This is a genomic window from Enterobacter cloacae complex sp. P12RS, from assembly GCF_014895875.1.
Lineage (GTDB): Bacteria > Pseudomonadota > Gammaproteobacteria > Enterobacterales > Enterobacteriaceae > Enterobacter > Enterobacter bugandensis.
Map to the genome: position 1 here is coordinate 21,060 of NZ_JADBQO010000028.1, position 13,445 is coordinate 34,504.

Sequence of the window (13,445 nt, forward strand, 5' to 3'; positions counted from 1 at the left end):
AAGCAGTAAGCGGGCCAGCATTAGCTGGCCCATTTTGTCTGAGGGAGTGTTTAAGATGCGCAAAACGTTGCTGGCTGTTGCTTTGATGGCAACCGGATTCACAGCCCATGCGGATTATCAATGTAGCGTCACCCCGCGTGATGACGTGGTGTTAAGCCCGCAAACCGTGCAGGTCAAAGGCGAGAACGGCAATCTGGTGATTACGCCGGAAGGAAACGTCACCTTTAACGGCAAACAGTACAACCTGACTGCCGCACAGCGTGAGCAGGCGAAAGATTATCAGGCCGATTTGCGTACCGCGCTGCCATGGATTAATGAAGGCGCCCTGACGCGCGTCGAAAAGAGCCGCGTCGCGCTGGACAAAATCATCACCAAAGAGGTGGGGGAGAGCAGTAATATGCGCTCCCGCCTTACGAAGCTCGACAAGCAGCTCAAAGAGCAGATGAACCGCATTATCGAGACGCGCTCTGATGGCCTGACGTTCCACTATAAGGCGATCGATCAGGTCCGCGCTGACGGCCAGCAGCTGGTGAACCAGGCGATGGGCGGCATCCTGCAGGACAGCATCAACGAGATGGGCGCCAAAGCCGTGCTGAAAGGCGGCGGTAACCCGCTGCAGGGCGTGCTGGGCAGCCTGGGCGGCTTGCAGACTTCCATTCAGAACGAGTGGAAGAACCAGGAAGATGATTTCCAGCAGTTCGGCAAAGACGTGTGTAAACGCGTGGTGTCGCTGGAAGACAGCCGGAAGGCGCTGGTGGGGACGCTGAAGTAAGTTCTCTGCGCGCTGGGCCCCTCACCCCAGCCCTCTCCCCTGGGGAGAGGGTGTAATTGTTCCCTCTCCCTGTGGGAGAGGGTTAGGGTGAGGGCATCAGGCAGCGCAGTCGTTGCCTGATAGCCATTAACACCTCCTCCTCGTTTGTCCTGAATTCGTTATTCCAGAACCGTAGTATTTCCCAGCCGTTCGCATTAAAAAATTCAGTACGACGTGAATCATAGGTTTCGTTATTCTGATGTTGGCCACCGTCCAGCTCGATAATCAGCTTTGCCTTAAAACAGGCAAAATCCACGATATATGCACCAATCGGCATCTGGCGGCGAAACTTATAACCAAAGAAGCGGCGTCCCCTGAGTAAATACCAGAGGCGTAACTCTTCGGGCGTCATTTGTTTACGGAGTTGTTTTGATTTTTCCATCCCCATACTCTGCCAGCCTTTCCCTTAGCCGGCAGAACGGGATGCGAAATCCTGAATCAGCCTTCAGGAATCTTCGGCGAGGAACAGCTCAAGAAGGGAGTTTAAGAACAGCTTGCCGTGCTCGGTGATCTGCCAGCATTCCTCACTCTCGGTGAGATACCCCTTTGCCAGCGCTTCGTCAATCTGCGGACGAATCACCGATTCCGCCAGGCCGGTGTACAGCGAAAACTCCGCGCGCGGCGCGGCTTCCAGCAGGCGGAAACGGTTCATAAAGAACTCAAACGGCTTATCCGCCGCCTCAACGTCGTGCTGACGCTCAAGGTAGCGTCCTTCCATAAATCCGCGCGGATGACGCGTTTTGGCGGTGCGAAGGATGCGACCATCCGGGAAGGTCACCTTGCCGTGGGCGCCGCAGCCAATGCCCAGATAATCACCAAAACGCCAGTAGTTCAGGTTGTGCTGACACTGGAAGCCCGGCTTCGCGTAGGCGGACGTTTCATACTGCTGATACCCGGCAGCGGTCAAAAGCTTGTGGCCCTGCTCGAAGATATCCCACAGCGCGTCGTCATCCGGCAGCACCGGCGGGCGCGAGCCGAACAGCGTGTTTGGCTCGATGGTGAGCTGATACCACGACAAATGCGGCGGGTTCAGTTCAATTGCCTGGCGCAGATCGTCCAGCGCCTCTTCCAGCGACTGATCCGGCAGGCCATGCATCAAATCGAGGTTAAAGCTGCGCAGCCCAAGCCCCGTTGCCAGGTTCGCCGCGCGCTTCGCCTCTTCCGGGCCGTGAATGCGCCCCAGACGCTTCAGCTTCGGCTCGCTAAAGCTCTGCACGCCGATGGAGATGCGGTTCACGCCCGCGCGCTGATACTCGACAAAACGGTCGGCCTCAACGGTGCCGGGGTTGGCTTCCATCGTAATTTCCGCATCCGCCGCCAGGTTCAGGCGCGCACGCACGCCGTCCAGCAGCGTCTGCATTGCCGAGCCTGACAGCAGGCTCGGCGTACCGCCACCAATGAAAATGGTCTTAACTTCACGTCCCTGTGCGTACGGCACATCGGCGTCCAGGTCGGCCAGCAGATGCGCGACGTAGTCATCGTGCGGCACTTCGCCCTTCAGTGCGTGCGAATTGAAATCGCAGTACGGGCATTTCTGCACGCACCACGGGATATGAATATAAAGACTCAGAGGCGGCAAATTAGCCATTACGCAGTGCTTCCAGTAACAGTTTCAGCGCGCGTCCACGGTGGGAAATCGCGCTTTTCTCTTCGCGGGTCAGTTCCGCAGCGGTTTTGCCCTCGGTCGGGACAAAGAAAATCGGGTCGTAGCCAAAGCCGCCGTTGCCCGCCGCTTCACGGGTAATCACGCCCGGCCAGCTGCCGTGACAGACAATCGGCGTCGGGTCTTCCGCATGACGCATGTAGACCAGCACGCAGTGGAACTGCGCGGTACGCTGTTCGTCGGGAACGTCCTTCAGGGCCACGAGCAGCTTTTCCAGATTCTGCTGGTCGGTGGCGTCCACCCCGGAATAGCGCGCGGAGTAAATCCCCGGCGCACCGCCGAGAAAATCCACGGCCAGACCGGAGTCGTCGGCAATCGCGGGCAGGCCGGTTACCTGCGCCGCATGGCGCGCTTTCAGAATGGCGTTTTCGATAAACGTCAGGCCCGTCTCTTCGGCGGACTCCACGCCCAGCTCGGTCTGAGCCACCACGTCCAGCCCAAAATCATTTAATAGCGAGGCCAGCTCGCGCACTTTACCGGCGTTACCGGTCGCGAGAACAACTTTCTGCATGGTTTAGTCCTGTTCTGTCAGAGCCGCGACTTCCGTCGGGATAGATTGCGGATTAAGGATTTTTACCTGTTTATGCCGCCCAAGTTCACCTTTTTCAATGATGACCTGGCTTTTGGCGACGCGAAACTGTTTTGCCAGATATTTGGTCAGATGCGCGTTCGCCTGGCCATCGACCGGTGGGGCGGTGATGGCGACCTTTAGCTCGTCGCCATGCAGCCCAACAATACTGTCGCGGCTGGCTTTCGGCTGAATATACAGCCGTAAAACCAGCCCGTCGGCGCAGGTGCTTACTGCACTCATAGCGCCATCCACAGCCCCGGCAGCAGCATATCGCCCGTAGACTGGAGCAGTTCGGCGATCCCCATGTTGATCACATAGAGCAGCAGCACCAGGATCATCGGGGAGAAGTCGATGCCGCCCATGGACGGAAGCAGGTTACGGATCGGACGCAGCAGCGGCTCGGCCAGCTGAATCAAGGCATACTCTACCGGGCTACGTCCCTGGCTTACCCAGCTCATGATCGCCATCACCAGCAGTACCCAGAAGATCAGCAAACCGACGGTTTTGATCAGAATCAGGACGGCGGCAATCCAGATAATCGGCTGGAAGGTGATAACCATAAACAGCACGATGGCTTTGAGCACGCTCAGAATAAACGCCACCAGCAGCGAAGCGCTGTCGATGGGGCCCATGGCCGGGATAATACGGCGCAGCGGTCCGACAACAGGTTGCGTGATTTTCACGACAAACTGGGAGAACGGATTGTAAAAGTCACAGCGGGCCCACTGCATCCAGACGCGCAGCAAAAGCGCCATCGTGTACAGCTCAATGACCGTTGAGAGCAGGAAAGTCAACGTCTTCATGGCGTTCCTCAGGTTTCCTTATTATTTGGTGTAGTCGCGCGCACCGAAAATGGCTGTGCCGATGCGCACCATAGTGCTGCCTGCCGCGATGGCGGCTTCCATATCATCCGACATGCCCAGTGAAAGCGTGTCTACCGTTTCATAGCGCGCTTTAAGCGCCTCAAATGCTACAGCCATTTGCTGTGCCACGGCAAACTGCCTTTCATAACTTGACTCAGGTGCCGGAATGGCCATCAGCCCGCGCAGGGTTAAGCGCGGCAGGGCGGCCACCTCTGCGGCCAGCGCATCCAGCTCGCTCAGCGCAATGCCGGACTTGCTGTTTTCATCACTGATGTTGATTTGAATCAGCACGTTAAGCGCAGGCATCTCCGCCGGGCGCTGGTCGTTCAGACGGGAAGCAATACGCAGACGGTCGATGGTATGGCACCAGTCAAAGTGCTCTGCTACCAGACGGCTTTTGTTCGACTGCAGGGGACCAATAAAGTGCCATTGCAGATCGGACGTCTCCTGCTCCTGGAAGTAGCGAATTTTATCCACTCCTTCCTGCACGTAGTTTTCGCCAAACGCCCGGTGACCTGCAGCAATCGCTTCTGCGATGGCGCTCGCAGGCTTGGTTTTGCTGACTGCAAGCAACGTAATTTCTTCTGAAGCACGGCCGCAACGCGTTGCAGCGGCTGAGATTTTGTCCCGGACCTGTGCCAGGTTATGCGCAATGTCGTTCATTTTCCGAGGAGTAGTCTATGGATGTGGAAGAAATTGTGGCCCTTAGTGTAAAGCATAACGTCTCCGATCTACACCTGTGCAGTGATTCACCACCGCGCTGGCGCAGATTGGGCCGCCTTGAGCCGGCCCCGTTTCCGCCGCCGGATGTCGGGGCGTTGCTAAAGGCGTGGCTCAACGACGAACAGCAGGGCGCATGGTGGGCAAACGGGCAGGTCGATTTTGCCGTGACGGTCGCAGGAGACCAGCGTCTGCGCGGCAGTGCGTTTAAGCAGATGAAGGGCATCTCCGTTACCCTGCGGCTGTTACCGCGTTCCTGTCCGCAGCTCCCTTCGCTTGGGGTGCCGCGCGCTATTCCCGAACTGTTGTCCAGCGACAACGGGTTGATTCTGGTAACGGGAGCGACCGGCAGCGGTAAATCCACCACGCTGGCCGCAATGGTCGACTTCCTCAACCGCCATACTGACGGCCATATCCTCACGCTTGAAGATCCGGTGGAGTTTATGTACCAGAGTGAACGTTGCCTGATTCAGCAGCGGGAGATAGGCCAGCACAGCCCGTCATTTGCAGAGGCGCTGCGCAGTGCGTTACGCGAGGACCCGGACGTTATTTTGCTGGGGGAGCTGCGCGACAGCGAAACGATCCGCCTGGCGCTAACGGCGGCAGAGACCGGGCATCTGGTGCTGGCGACGCTGCACACGCGCGGGGCAGCACAGGCGATTGAACGGCTGGTCGATACGTTCCCGGCGCAGGAGAAAGATCCGGTGCGTAACCAGCTGGCCGGCAGCCTGCGGGCAGTGCTGGCGCAAAAGCTGCTTCCCGATCTTCAGGGCGGGCGCGTCGCGCTGTACGAGCTGCTGGTAAACACCGCGGCGGCGGCGAATCTGATTCGTGAGGGGAAGACGTGGCAGCTGCCCGGCATCATTCAAACCGGCCAGCAGGCGGGAATGCAGAACTTTGACCAGAGCCTGGCGGAGAGACGGGCACAGGGGCGGCTGTAGGCCCCTGCGTTAAAAGCCCTGTTCGAAGTAGCTTTCGAGGATGATAACGGCTGAAGCGGAGTCTACGCTGCCTTTGTTGAGCGCCCGGAAGCCACCGTGTTCAAACAGGCCTGCACGCGCTTCGACGGTGCTGAGACGCTCGTCGTGAAGCTTCACGGAGACGCCAAAGCGGCCATGGATTTTATTGGCGAATTTACGCGCGCGGGCGGTAAGCGGTTGCTCGGTGCCGTCCATGTTCAGCGGCAGGCCGACAATCACGTCGTCCGGCTGCCACTCTTTGAGCAGGCGCTCAATCAGGTTCCAGTCCGGCGTGCCGTCGTTAGCTTTCAGCGCCGTGAGCGGGCGAGCGGTGCCGGTGATCCGTTGACCCACGGCGACGCCGATGCTTTTGGTGCCGAAGTCGAAGGCGAGAAGGGTGCCGCTCATTACGCGTGCCCCGCTACGCCAGGCATGGTCAGAATATCAATGCCAATCAGCTTTGCCGCGTCACGCCAGCGATCGGCAATAGGGGTTTTAAACAGAATATTCATGTCCGCAGGTGCGGTAAGCCAGGCGTTATCGAGGATCTCTTGCTCAAGCTGGCCTTTCTCCCACGACGAATAGCCCAGCGCCACCAGCACTTCGGAAGGCTGCTCAGCGGTGCCCAGCGTTTCAAGCACGTCGCGCGAGGTGGTGATCACGGTGTTATCGGAGATGCGAATGCTGGAAGAGAATACCGGCGGGGTATGCAGGATAAAGCCGCGATCTTCGGCAAGAGGTCCACCCAGCATCACCGGTTTATCAAGCCGGATTTCCGGCAGGCGCGCTTCAGCCGAGATTTTCAGCTTGTCCAGAATCCCTTCAACCTGCAGGTTTTCCAGCGGTTTGTTGATGATAATACCCATCGCGCCGTCTTCATTGTATTCACAAATATAAACCACGGCGCGGCGAAAAATCGGATCCTGGAGAGCAGGCATGGCAATAAGAAAGTGATGCTGTAAATTCATTGTCAGAGGTACTGTTTCCTGGTTTAAAAAGCGACAGCGCCCAGTATGGGGATAAACCCAGGCGCTGTCACAGTTTATTTCTGTAAACGTTTTTCGATAGCGTCCATCAGCATTCCGGTGATCGAGATCGGGAACTCCGCTTCGATTTCGCGAATGCAGGTTGGGCTGGTGACGTTAACTTCAGTCAGGCGATCGCCGATGATATCCAGGCCAACGAAGATCAGGCCTTTGGCTTTCAGCGTTGGGCCAACGCGGCGGGCAATTTCCCAGTCGCTTTCGGTTAGCGGGCGCGGCTCGCCGCGGCCACCTGCCGCCAGGTTACCGCGGGTTTCGCCACCCTGTGGGATACGCGCCAGGCAGTAAGGCACCGGCTCACCGTCCACGACCAGCACGCGCTTATCGCCATCTTTGATCGCTGGAATATAGTTTTGCGCCATGCAGTAACGCGTGCCCAGCTCGGTCAGCGTTTCGGCAATCACGCCAATGTTCGGGTCGCTTTCCTTCACGCGGAAAATAGACGCGCCGCCCATGCCGTCCAGCGGCTTCATGATGATGTCGCCGTGCTTCTGCCAGAATTCTTTCAGCTGCGTTTTGCTGCGGGTGACCAGCGTTTCCGGCGTCAGGTCAGAGAACCAGGCGGTGTAAAGCTTCTCGTTGCAGTCGCGCAGGCTCTGAGGCTTGTTGACGATCAGCGTCCCTTTCTCTTCGGCACGCTCAAGGATGTAGGTGCTATAGATGTATTCGGTGTCAAACGGCGGATCTTTACGCATCAGGATAACGTTGAGGTCGGCCAGGGCAATGTCCTGCTCGGTGCCGAATTCGTACCATTTGTCGTAGTTCTGCTCGACGTTAACGATGCGGGTGCGTGCGCGGGCTTCACCGTTGATCAGATAAAGATCGTTCATCTCCATATAGTGGAGCTCATAGCCACGACGCTGCGCTTCCAGCAGCATAGCGAAGCTGGAATCTTTCTTGATGTTAATGTTTGCGATGGGATCCATCACGATGCCGAGCTTTATCATGTTCTTCTCCGTTAATACTTCAACCCAGATCGCCAAACCGTACCTGTAGCGCGGTTATGGCCGTGAGTGCCGTTGTCTCAGTGCGCAGAACGCGAGGTCCCAACAGAATATCAGTAAACTGGTAGCGCGCCGTCATCGCAATTTCGTCCGCCGACAGGCCGCCTTCCGGGCCAATCAGCAGGCGTACGCGCTCAACGGGCAGCGGCAGCGTATTGATGCTGGCGCTGGCGCGCGGATGAAGATTGAGCTTCAGCCCGCTATCCTCTTCTGCACACCAGTCCTCCAGATCCATCGCCGGGCGGATCTCCGGAATACGGTTGCGGCCGCTCTGTTCGCAGGCCGCAATGGCGATTTTCTGCCACTGCTGGATCTTTTTGTTCAGACGTTCCGCATCCAGTTTAACGCCACAGCGCTCGGAAAAAAGTGGCGTAATGAGGCTTACACCCAGCTCAATGGATTTTTGAATGGTGAACTCCATCTTTTCTCCGCGCGACATCACCTGCCCAAGGTGGATGTGCAGCGGCGATTCACGGTCGTCCACTTCGCCGCGCAAGACATTCACATGCACGCTTTTTTTATCCGCCCGCGTGATTTCCGCGTCGAAAACCTGATTAGAGCCGTCGAACAACTGTATTGCCTGGCCAGCCCCCATGCGCAGCACGCGGCCAACGTGGTTAGCGGCGTCGTCAGACAGGGCGATTTCGCGGCCTGCGGTAATCAGTTCAGGGTGGTAAATGCGGGGAATGCGCATAGTCAAAAATTCCATATGTCATGCGGTATAAGCGAATTGCCGTAGTGTAGGTTAGCTCTTTTGCGCCTGGCAAGCCCGCTGGACGTAAGGGTTATGATTCCCCTGGACTCTGGCGATACGTTCGTCGCGCTGGCATTCCCATTCCGTCACCGGATACTGCTTATCCCAGGCATTGAACAGCTGCGTCTGCTGGCGTGAAAGGTTGAGGTCATAACGGTCACGCATGTAGAAGTAGGTGCGGGCGATGCTGCCGCGCGCGCGGGCAGGGGGCTCGGCGACTTTCTCTTTGAAATCCACCTTCATGCCGCACTGGCCGTACTGGCCTTCGCCACCGTTCCACTGGCTATACATGAAATTGCCGCGGTCGCCGTTCACTTCACCAACCGCAGGCTGCAGGTTATGCATGTCGCTTTCCATCTGGCGATAAACCGGATCTTTGGCGCAGTTTTTACGTCCGCCGTCCTGCCAGCACTGGCGCTGGTGACCAAACTGCCAGGCCGGAACGACATGCTCCCACTCGATGCGGCTGGCGCGGTTTTCGTTTTTACGCACCTTATAGCCGCAGGATTCGAGGTCAACGACCCCTTTTTTGCCCTGCCAGTTAATTTTGCAGCCGCAGTAGAAATCGCCCGGCACATCGGCGTTCACCTTCACGCCTGCTGCCTTGGCCTGGGAAAAACTGTTGATACCGTCGGCCAGGGCCTGACCGGAAAGCGCCGTCGCCAGAAAAGCGACCGCGAGAGAAACATTACGGGACATCTTACACTCCGTGTCAAAACGAGCCCGCAACGTAACGAATGTTGTTCCTGTATGCAATCAGTCAGATCAGGAAAGTTCCTGAAAGTTCAGGTGATTACTCCGCAATCAGCGGTTCGCCGCATTTGACGCAGCGGTAGGTCGCCTCGCCGCGCACCACGCGGTTATGGCGGCGGACGGTAAGCTGGTGCTGCTGGCACTGGCAGCGGTAGGGGAAGGTATTGCGGCGCACCGATTCCAGCTCGAACTGATGGGTACGGCGCGCCGGAACGCCGAGCACCGCCTCCATCATCCACTTCCACTCTTTGCCGTGCGGTGCGACGCGGCCAAAATGCTTCCATACCAGAAGGTGCGCCAGCTCGTGCGGCACCACTTCTTCAATAAACGCCTGCTGGTTTTCCATCATCAGCACCGGGTTCAGGCGGATCTCGTACGATTCCAGCCAGGCGGTGCCGGCTGCGGTGCCGCGCTGCTGATAGACCAGCTTCGGTTCAGGGTAATTGCGGCCGAGTTTCAGATTCGCCTGGGCAAGTTTTTCCCGCAGGCTGCGCATAACGGCTTGCTGAATGGCGATGGGGAGACGGGGAGCTTTCATAGGGGCAGAGCATAAAGCGGGAAGCGGGGAGGCGCAAGAGGCGCCTCCCGCAAGAGGATTAGTCGTGGGCGCCGATTTCGCGCAGCGGACGACCTTTCATCAGGTTACGTTCAATATGTTCCAGAGAAACATGTTTGGTTTCTGGAACCAGCCAGACGGTCAGCACAATAAAGAAGATATTCAGACCGGCGTAGACCCAGAAGGTGTTGGCATTGCCCAGGGTGTTGAGCATGGTCAGGAACGTTGCGCCGACGATCATGTTGGCAATCCAGTTGGTTGCGGTAGAGCAGGTGATACCAAAATCACGCCCTTTCAGCGGCTGGATTTCAGAGCACAGTACCCAAATCAGCGGACCGGCGCTCATCGCAAACCCGACGATAAACATCAGCAGCATGCCCACCGCGAAGTACTGGGCGGTTGGGGAGTGGATGCCCACATGCATCATCGTACCGAGAACGCCCATACCCGTCGCCATCACCAGGAAGCCCAGGGTCAGGGTTGGCTTACGACCCCAGCGGTCCACCAGGCCGATGGCGATAAAGGTCGCCAGCACGTTGGTCAGGCCCACGATGACGGTGCCCCACATCTGCTCGGTGGTGTTGGTGTAACCCGCCAGTTCAAAGATTTTTGGCGCGTAGTACATGATGACGTTCATCCCGGTGAACTGCTGCATCACCTGCAGCAGCACGCCGAGGAACACCGCCCGACGGAAGTTGCTGTTCTCTTTAAACAGCGCCCAGCCGGACTGTTTTACCTTCAGGCTTTCGCGGATCTCTTCCAGCTCGTTTTTCGCTTCCGCGCTGGTATCGCGCAGGCGGAGCAGCACGCGTTCGGCATCAACGAAGCGGCGTTTGGCGGCAAACCAGCGCGGGCTGTCCGGCAGGAAGAAGACGCCAATCAGCAGCAGAATGGCCGGGATGATGATCACGCCGAGCATCCAGCGCCATGCGCCGCTGTAGCTGAACGCGGTATCGGACAGGTAAGCGCCGAGAATACCGATGGTGATCATCAGCTGGTACATGGAAATCATACTGCCGCGGATTTTCTCCGGCGCAATTTCGGAGAGGTAAAGCGGGGCGGTGTATGACGCCACGCCCACCGCTAGGCCCAGCAGCACGCGGGAAAGAATAAGCACTTCAACGTTAGGGGCAGCAGCGGAGAAGAGCGAACCGGCGACGAAGAGGATCGCACCGATCATCAGGCTCTTTTTGCGTCCGAGCTTGAAGGAGAGCCAGCCGCTGCCGACGGCCCCAACGGCCGCACCGAACATCATGGAGCTAACCACCCATTCCTGGGTATGCGCGTTAATCTGGAATTCGTCTGCGATGAAGGGAAGAGCGCCGGCAATGACGCCGATATCCAGGCCAAAGAGTAATCCTGCCAGGGCGGCGAGGAAGCAGACGAAGAAAGTCATCGCCTTGTTGGACGTACGCCCCTGTTTTTTATTGTCAGGCATTATGCCCTCCAGTTGGGTTATCAGTTTTATTGATGATAAGGGTAGGTGAGCGACCCATAAAAATATGTGAGATTAATCACAATGGTGTAATCGGTTACACTAACGTGCAACCGTAAAAATTATTAAAGCTTTGAAAATATAGAGGTAAACGAGGTGATGCGCATCGCGTTTGTTTGAATTTCAGACTTAACTGAAAGGAAATGTAACAGCAGAAGAAAGGCGATCATGCAAAGAGATTATTCTGAAAGCGGAGTGGTGCCGGTGCGGTGTAATCGCTTTCAGTTGTGCGGCTTTAGCCGCCCCTTGACATAAAAAAAGCCAGCACAAAGGCTGGCCTGTTTAATACTCTCGGCTGTCGATTACTTCAGACCCGCAGCCTCACGCAGCAGAGCGGCTTTGTCGGTTTTTTCCCATGGGAAATGTTCACGACCAAAGTGACCGTATGCAGCGGTTTCCTGGTAGATTGGGTGCAGCAGATCCAGCATCTGAATCAGGCCGTATGGACGCAGGTCGAAGAACTCGCGCACCAGCAGGGTCAACTGTTCTGAAGGCACTTTCTCCGTACCGAAGGTTTCCACCATGATGGAGGTTGGCTCAGCCACGCCGATTGCGTAGGAAACCTGAATCTCACAGCGGTCGGCCAGGCCGGCAGCAACGATGTTTTTCGCCACATAACGTGCAGCGTACGCGGCAGAACGGTCAACTTTAGACGGATCTTTACCGGAGAACGCGCCGCCACCGTGACGCGCCATGCCGCCGTAGGTATCAACGATGATTTTACGACCGGTCAGGCCGCAGTCGCCCATTGGGCCGCCGATAACAAAGCGTCCGGTTGGGTTGATGAAGAATTTGGTTGCTGAGCTCAGCCATTCGGTCGGCAGTACCGGCTTGATGATCTCTTCCATCACTGCTTCCTGCAGGGATTTCTGATCGATCTCTTCGGCATGCTGGGTAGACAGCACCACCGCGTCAATACCGACGATTTTGCCGTCGTCGTACTGGAAGGTGACCTGGCTTTTCGCATCCGGGCGCAGCCACGGCAGGGTGCCGTTTTTACGCACTTCAGCCTGACGCTGCACCAGACGGTGTGCGTAGGTCACAGGTGCTGGCATCAGCACGTCGGTTTCGTTGGTTGCATAACCGAACATCAGGCCCTGGTCGCCCGCGCCCTGTTCCAGCGGATCGGCACGGTCAACGCCCTGGTTGATGTCCGGAGACTGTTTGCCAATCGCGCTCAGCACCGCGCAGGAATTGGCATCAAAGCCCATATCAGAATGTACATAGCCGATCTCACGCACCGTGTTACGGGTGATCTCTTCGATATCAACCCATGCGCTGGTGGTGATCTCACCGCCAACCAGAACCATGCCGGTTTTGACATAGGTTTCACACGCTACGCGCGCTTTAGGATCCTGCGCCAGGATCGCATCCAGCACCGCATCGGAGATTTGGTCAGCAATTTTATCAGGATGTCCTTCTGATACGGACTCGGACGTAAACAGGTGTTTTGCCATGTTTTATTTCACCTAAGAGGAATTTGGTTAGCTCAAGCTGCTGTGTGGAATAGCCAAAGGAGATAATTCTACCAAGGCCTGCAGGTTTTTGACACTGGCAGTATGAGTGTTAATCAGTATAGATGGATTAACATCTGGATGGCTATTTTAGGTCACTTCTTCGCCCGATTTCCAGTTTTTTTTGATTCATCTCTCACTGCGTTGAAATGGCTGCTGGAAATTTTTCCTGACGCTGCTGGCAACACGCGTATTTTTGTTTTGCTTTTTAGCCCCCTTCTCGGTATAAAACGCGGCGCGCGGCTCATATAAAATCAGCGCTCGATGAATACATCGTGTCGCCACTTCCAGCCGGGTTGAGCAGTGAACTTTTAGCTTTGGCTTGGGGTCCGTTTCATCAGAGGCGGCCGTGGAGGTGATACGAGATAATGAACCATCGTTTTCCGCTAATTCAGCGCTGCCGTTCTGGCGCGCCATTGATTCCCGCAACCCGCATTTCTAGTCTGCAAACCTGCCGATGTTATACCCATCTCGGCGCTTCTCAGGATTCAAGGGCCGGTTACGCTCTGTGAAAACTGAACAAGGGCGCTCTTGTTAATACAAGAGTTTTCTCGTGGTTTCGCCGAACCTTGTCATACAGAGTTCGGATACGTGTTTTACAATGATATGAATAAGAAACCGGTCGCACGGTCTGGATTTCAGCATACTCTGCTGGGAAACGGAGCCGTTTATGGGTTGTTATCGCCGTATAACGCTGCGATAGTAGTCAACTGTTTTACACTTAATACAAAGAGTTGAG

General features: G+C 56.6%; 18 protein-coding genes. 3 read left to right on the forward strand and 15 right to left on the reverse strand.

All coding sequences use genetic code 11. The features are described 5' to 3' along the window. The first annotated feature begins 55 nt into the window (after positions 1-55). Entirely contained in the window at positions 56-772 is a 717-nt protein-coding gene (locus IM284_RS16020) for a DUF2884 domain-containing protein (RefSeq protein ID WP_041908321.1), read from the forward strand. A gap of 82 nt (positions 773-854) precedes the next feature. On the opposite strand, the gene IM284_RS16025 is transcribed toward IM284_RS16020, so the two are convergent. The 6 genes from IM284_RS16025 to IM284_RS16050 all read right to left on the reverse strand — a co-directional run bounded on the left by IM284_RS16025 (position 855) and on the right by IM284_RS16050 (position 4,571). Further along, positions 855-1,193 (reverse strand): endonuclease domain-containing protein, encoded by a 339-nt coding sequence (locus tag IM284_RS16025; protein WP_047367545.1) that lies wholly within the window; start codon positions 1,191-1,193, stop codon positions 855-857. 63 nt (positions 1,194-1,256) lie between these two features. Further along, positions 1,257-2,399 carry a radical SAM family heme chaperone HemW gene (gene hemW / locus IM284_RS16030; RefSeq protein ID WP_047367420.1) on the reverse strand — a complete coding sequence of 381 codons (1,143 nt, stop codon included), beginning with the start codon at positions 2,397-2,399 and terminating at the stop codon, positions 1,257-1,259. Beyond that, a complete protein-coding gene (locus IM284_RS16035; protein ID WP_010435473.1) occupies positions 2,392-2,985 on the reverse strand; it encodes an XTP/dITP diphosphatase in 594 nt (197 codons plus the stop codon). The genes hemW and IM284_RS16035 overlap by 8 nt, the downstream gene beginning before the upstream one ends. A 3-nt stretch (positions 2,986-2,988) precedes the next feature. Further along, positions 2,989-3,285, reverse strand: a complete 297-nt coding sequence (gene yggU / locus IM284_RS16040; protein ID WP_014885193.1) for a DUF167 family protein YggU — start codon at positions 3,283-3,285, stop codon at positions 2,989-2,991. After that, positions 3,282-3,848 carry a YggT family protein gene (locus IM284_RS16045; protein ID WP_045260768.1) on the reverse strand — a complete coding sequence of 189 codons (567 nt, stop codon included), beginning with the start codon at positions 3,846-3,848 and terminating at the stop codon, positions 3,282-3,284. Before IM284_RS16045 ends, yggU begins: the two co-directional genes overlap by 4 nt. A 21-nt stretch (positions 3,849-3,869) precedes the next feature. After that, positions 3,870-4,571 (reverse strand): YggS family pyridoxal phosphate-dependent enzyme, encoded by a 702-nt coding sequence (locus IM284_RS16050; RefSeq protein ID WP_047367421.1) that lies wholly within the window; start codon positions 4,569-4,571, stop codon positions 3,870-3,872. Between the two features lie 17 nt (positions 4,572-4,588). Here IM284_RS16050 and IM284_RS16055 point away from each other — a divergent pair, with 17 nt between their 5' ends. After that, positions 4,589-5,569: a type IV pilus twitching motility protein PilT gene (locus tag IM284_RS16055; RefSeq protein ID WP_041908325.1), complete on the forward strand. Its 981-nt coding sequence runs from the start codon at positions 4,589-4,591 to the stop codon at positions 5,567-5,569. 9 nt (positions 5,570-5,578) lie between these two features. Here IM284_RS16055 and ruvX read toward each other — a convergent pair whose 3' ends face one another. The 9 genes from ruvX to IM284_RS23635 form a co-directional block, all read right to left on the reverse strand. After that, a complete protein-coding gene (gene ruvX / locus IM284_RS16060; protein ID WP_021242076.1) occupies positions 5,579-5,995 on the reverse strand; it encodes a Holliday junction resolvase RuvX in 417 nt (138 codons plus the stop codon). Then, a complete protein-coding gene (locus tag IM284_RS16065) occupies positions 5,995-6,555 on the reverse strand; it encodes a YqgE/AlgH family protein (protein ID WP_028014368.1) in 561 nt (186 codons plus the stop codon). The genes ruvX and IM284_RS16065 overlap by 1 nt, the downstream gene beginning before the upstream one ends. Before the next feature lie 74 nt (positions 6,556-6,629). Beyond that, a complete protein-coding gene (gshB, locus tag IM284_RS16070; protein ID WP_047367422.1) occupies positions 6,630-7,577 on the reverse strand; it encodes a glutathione synthase in 948 nt (315 codons plus the stop codon). A gap of 19 nt (positions 7,578-7,596) precedes the next feature. After that, positions 7,597-8,328, reverse strand: a complete 732-nt coding sequence (rsmE, locus tag IM284_RS16075; RefSeq protein ID WP_041908327.1) for a 16S rRNA (uracil(1498)-N(3))-methyltransferase — start codon at positions 8,326-8,328, stop codon at positions 7,597-7,599. 51 nt (positions 8,329-8,379) lie between these two features. Continuing rightward, positions 8,380-9,087 (reverse strand): deoxyribonuclease I, encoded by a 708-nt coding sequence (endA, locus tag IM284_RS16080; protein ID WP_028014365.1) that lies wholly within the window; start codon positions 9,085-9,087, stop codon positions 8,380-8,382. A 94-nt stretch (positions 9,088-9,181) separates the two neighbouring features. Continuing rightward, entirely contained in the window at positions 9,182-9,679 is a 498-nt protein-coding gene (locus IM284_RS16085) for a SprT family zinc-dependent metalloprotease (protein WP_028014364.1), read from the reverse strand. A gap of 58 nt (positions 9,680-9,737) precedes the next feature. Then, positions 9,738-11,135 (reverse strand): galactose/proton symporter, encoded by a 1,398-nt coding sequence (gene galP / locus IM284_RS16090; protein ID WP_041908328.1) that lies wholly within the window; start codon positions 11,133-11,135, stop codon positions 9,738-9,740. A gap of 359 nt (positions 11,136-11,494) precedes the next feature. After that, positions 11,495-12,649 (reverse strand): methionine adenosyltransferase, encoded by a 1,155-nt coding sequence (metK, locus tag IM284_RS16095; protein WP_041908329.1) that lies wholly within the window; start codon positions 12,647-12,649, stop codon positions 11,495-11,497. Positions 12,650-12,835: 186 nt separating this feature from the next. After that, the gene (locus IM284_RS23635) at positions 12,836-13,123 is read right to left on the reverse strand and encodes a hypothetical protein (RefSeq protein WP_041908330.1); all 288 of its coding nucleotides are present in this window, start codon (positions 13,121-13,123) and stop codon (positions 12,836-12,838) included. A gap of 189 nt (positions 13,124-13,312) precedes the next feature. Between IM284_RS23635 and yqgB the strand changes: the two genes are divergently transcribed. Further along, positions 13,313-13,444 carry an acid stress response protein YqgB gene (yqgB, locus tag IM284_RS16110; RefSeq protein ID WP_127312443.1) on the forward strand — a complete coding sequence of 44 codons (132 nt, stop codon included), beginning with the start codon at positions 13,313-13,315 and terminating at the stop codon, positions 13,442-13,444. Position 13,445: the final 1 nt, after the last annotated feature.

Excerpts from the sequence above, each read along its gene's own strand:
- IM284_RS16020 (WP_041908321.1), top strand. The coding sequence starts at position 56 with ATGCGCAAAACGTTGCTGGCTGTTGCTTTGATGGCAACCGGATTCACA.
- IM284_RS16025 (WP_047367545.1), bottom strand. The coding sequence starts at position 1,193 with ATGGAAAAATCAAAACAACTCCGTAAACAAATGACGCCCGAAGAGTTA.
- hemW (WP_047367420.1), bottom strand. The coding sequence starts at position 2,399 with ATGGCTAATTTGCCGCCTCTGAGTCTTTATATTCATATCCCGTGGTGC.
- IM284_RS16035 (WP_010435473.1), bottom strand. The coding sequence starts at position 2,985 with ATGCAGAAAGTTGTTCTCGCGACCGGTAACGCCGGTAAAGTGCGCGAG.
- yggU (WP_014885193.1), bottom strand. The coding sequence starts at position 3,285 with ATGAGTGCAGTAAGCACCTGCGCCGACGGGCTGGTTTTACGGCTGTAT.
- IM284_RS16045 (WP_045260768.1), bottom strand. The coding sequence starts at position 3,848 with ATGAAGACGTTGACTTTCCTGCTCTCAACGGTCATTGAGCTGTACACG.
- IM284_RS16050 (WP_047367421.1), bottom strand. The coding sequence starts at position 4,571 with ATGAACGACATTGCGCATAACCTGGCACAGGTCCGGGACAAAATCTCA.
- IM284_RS16055 (WP_041908325.1), top strand. The coding sequence starts at position 4,589 with ATGGATGTGGAAGAAATTGTGGCCCTTAGTGTAAAGCATAACGTCTCC.
- ruvX (WP_021242076.1), bottom strand. The coding sequence starts at position 5,995 with ATGAGCGGCACCCTTCTCGCCTTCGACTTCGGCACCAAAAGCATCGGC.
- IM284_RS16065 (WP_028014368.1), bottom strand. The coding sequence starts at position 6,555 with ATGAATTTACAGCATCACTTTCTTATTGCCATGCCTGCTCTCCAGGAT.
- gshB (WP_047367422.1), bottom strand. The coding sequence starts at position 7,577 with ATGATAAAGCTCGGCATCGTGATGGATCCCATCGCAAACATTAACATC.
- rsmE (WP_041908327.1), bottom strand. The coding sequence starts at position 8,328 with ATGCGCATTCCCCGCATTTACCACCCTGAACTGATTACCGCAGGCCGC.
- endA (WP_028014365.1), bottom strand. The coding sequence starts at position 9,087 with ATGTCCCGTAATGTTTCTCTCGCGGTCGCTTTTCTGGCGACGGCGCTT.
- IM284_RS16085 (WP_028014364.1), bottom strand. The coding sequence starts at position 9,679 with ATGAAAGCTCCCCGTCTCCCCATCGCCATTCAGCAAGCCGTTATGCGC.
- galP (WP_041908328.1), bottom strand. The coding sequence starts at position 11,135 with ATGCCTGACAATAAAAAACAGGGGCGTACGTCCAACAAGGCGATGACT.
- metK (WP_041908329.1), bottom strand. The coding sequence starts at position 12,649 with ATGGCAAAACACCTGTTTACGTCCGAGTCCGTATCAGAAGGACATCCT.
- IM284_RS23635 (WP_041908330.1), bottom strand. The coding sequence starts at position 13,123 with ATGGCGCGCCAGAACGGCAGCGCTGAATTAGCGGAAAACGATGGTTCA.
- yqgB (WP_127312443.1), top strand. The coding sequence starts at position 13,313 with ATGAATAAGAAACCGGTCGCACGGTCTGGATTTCAGCATACTCTGCTG.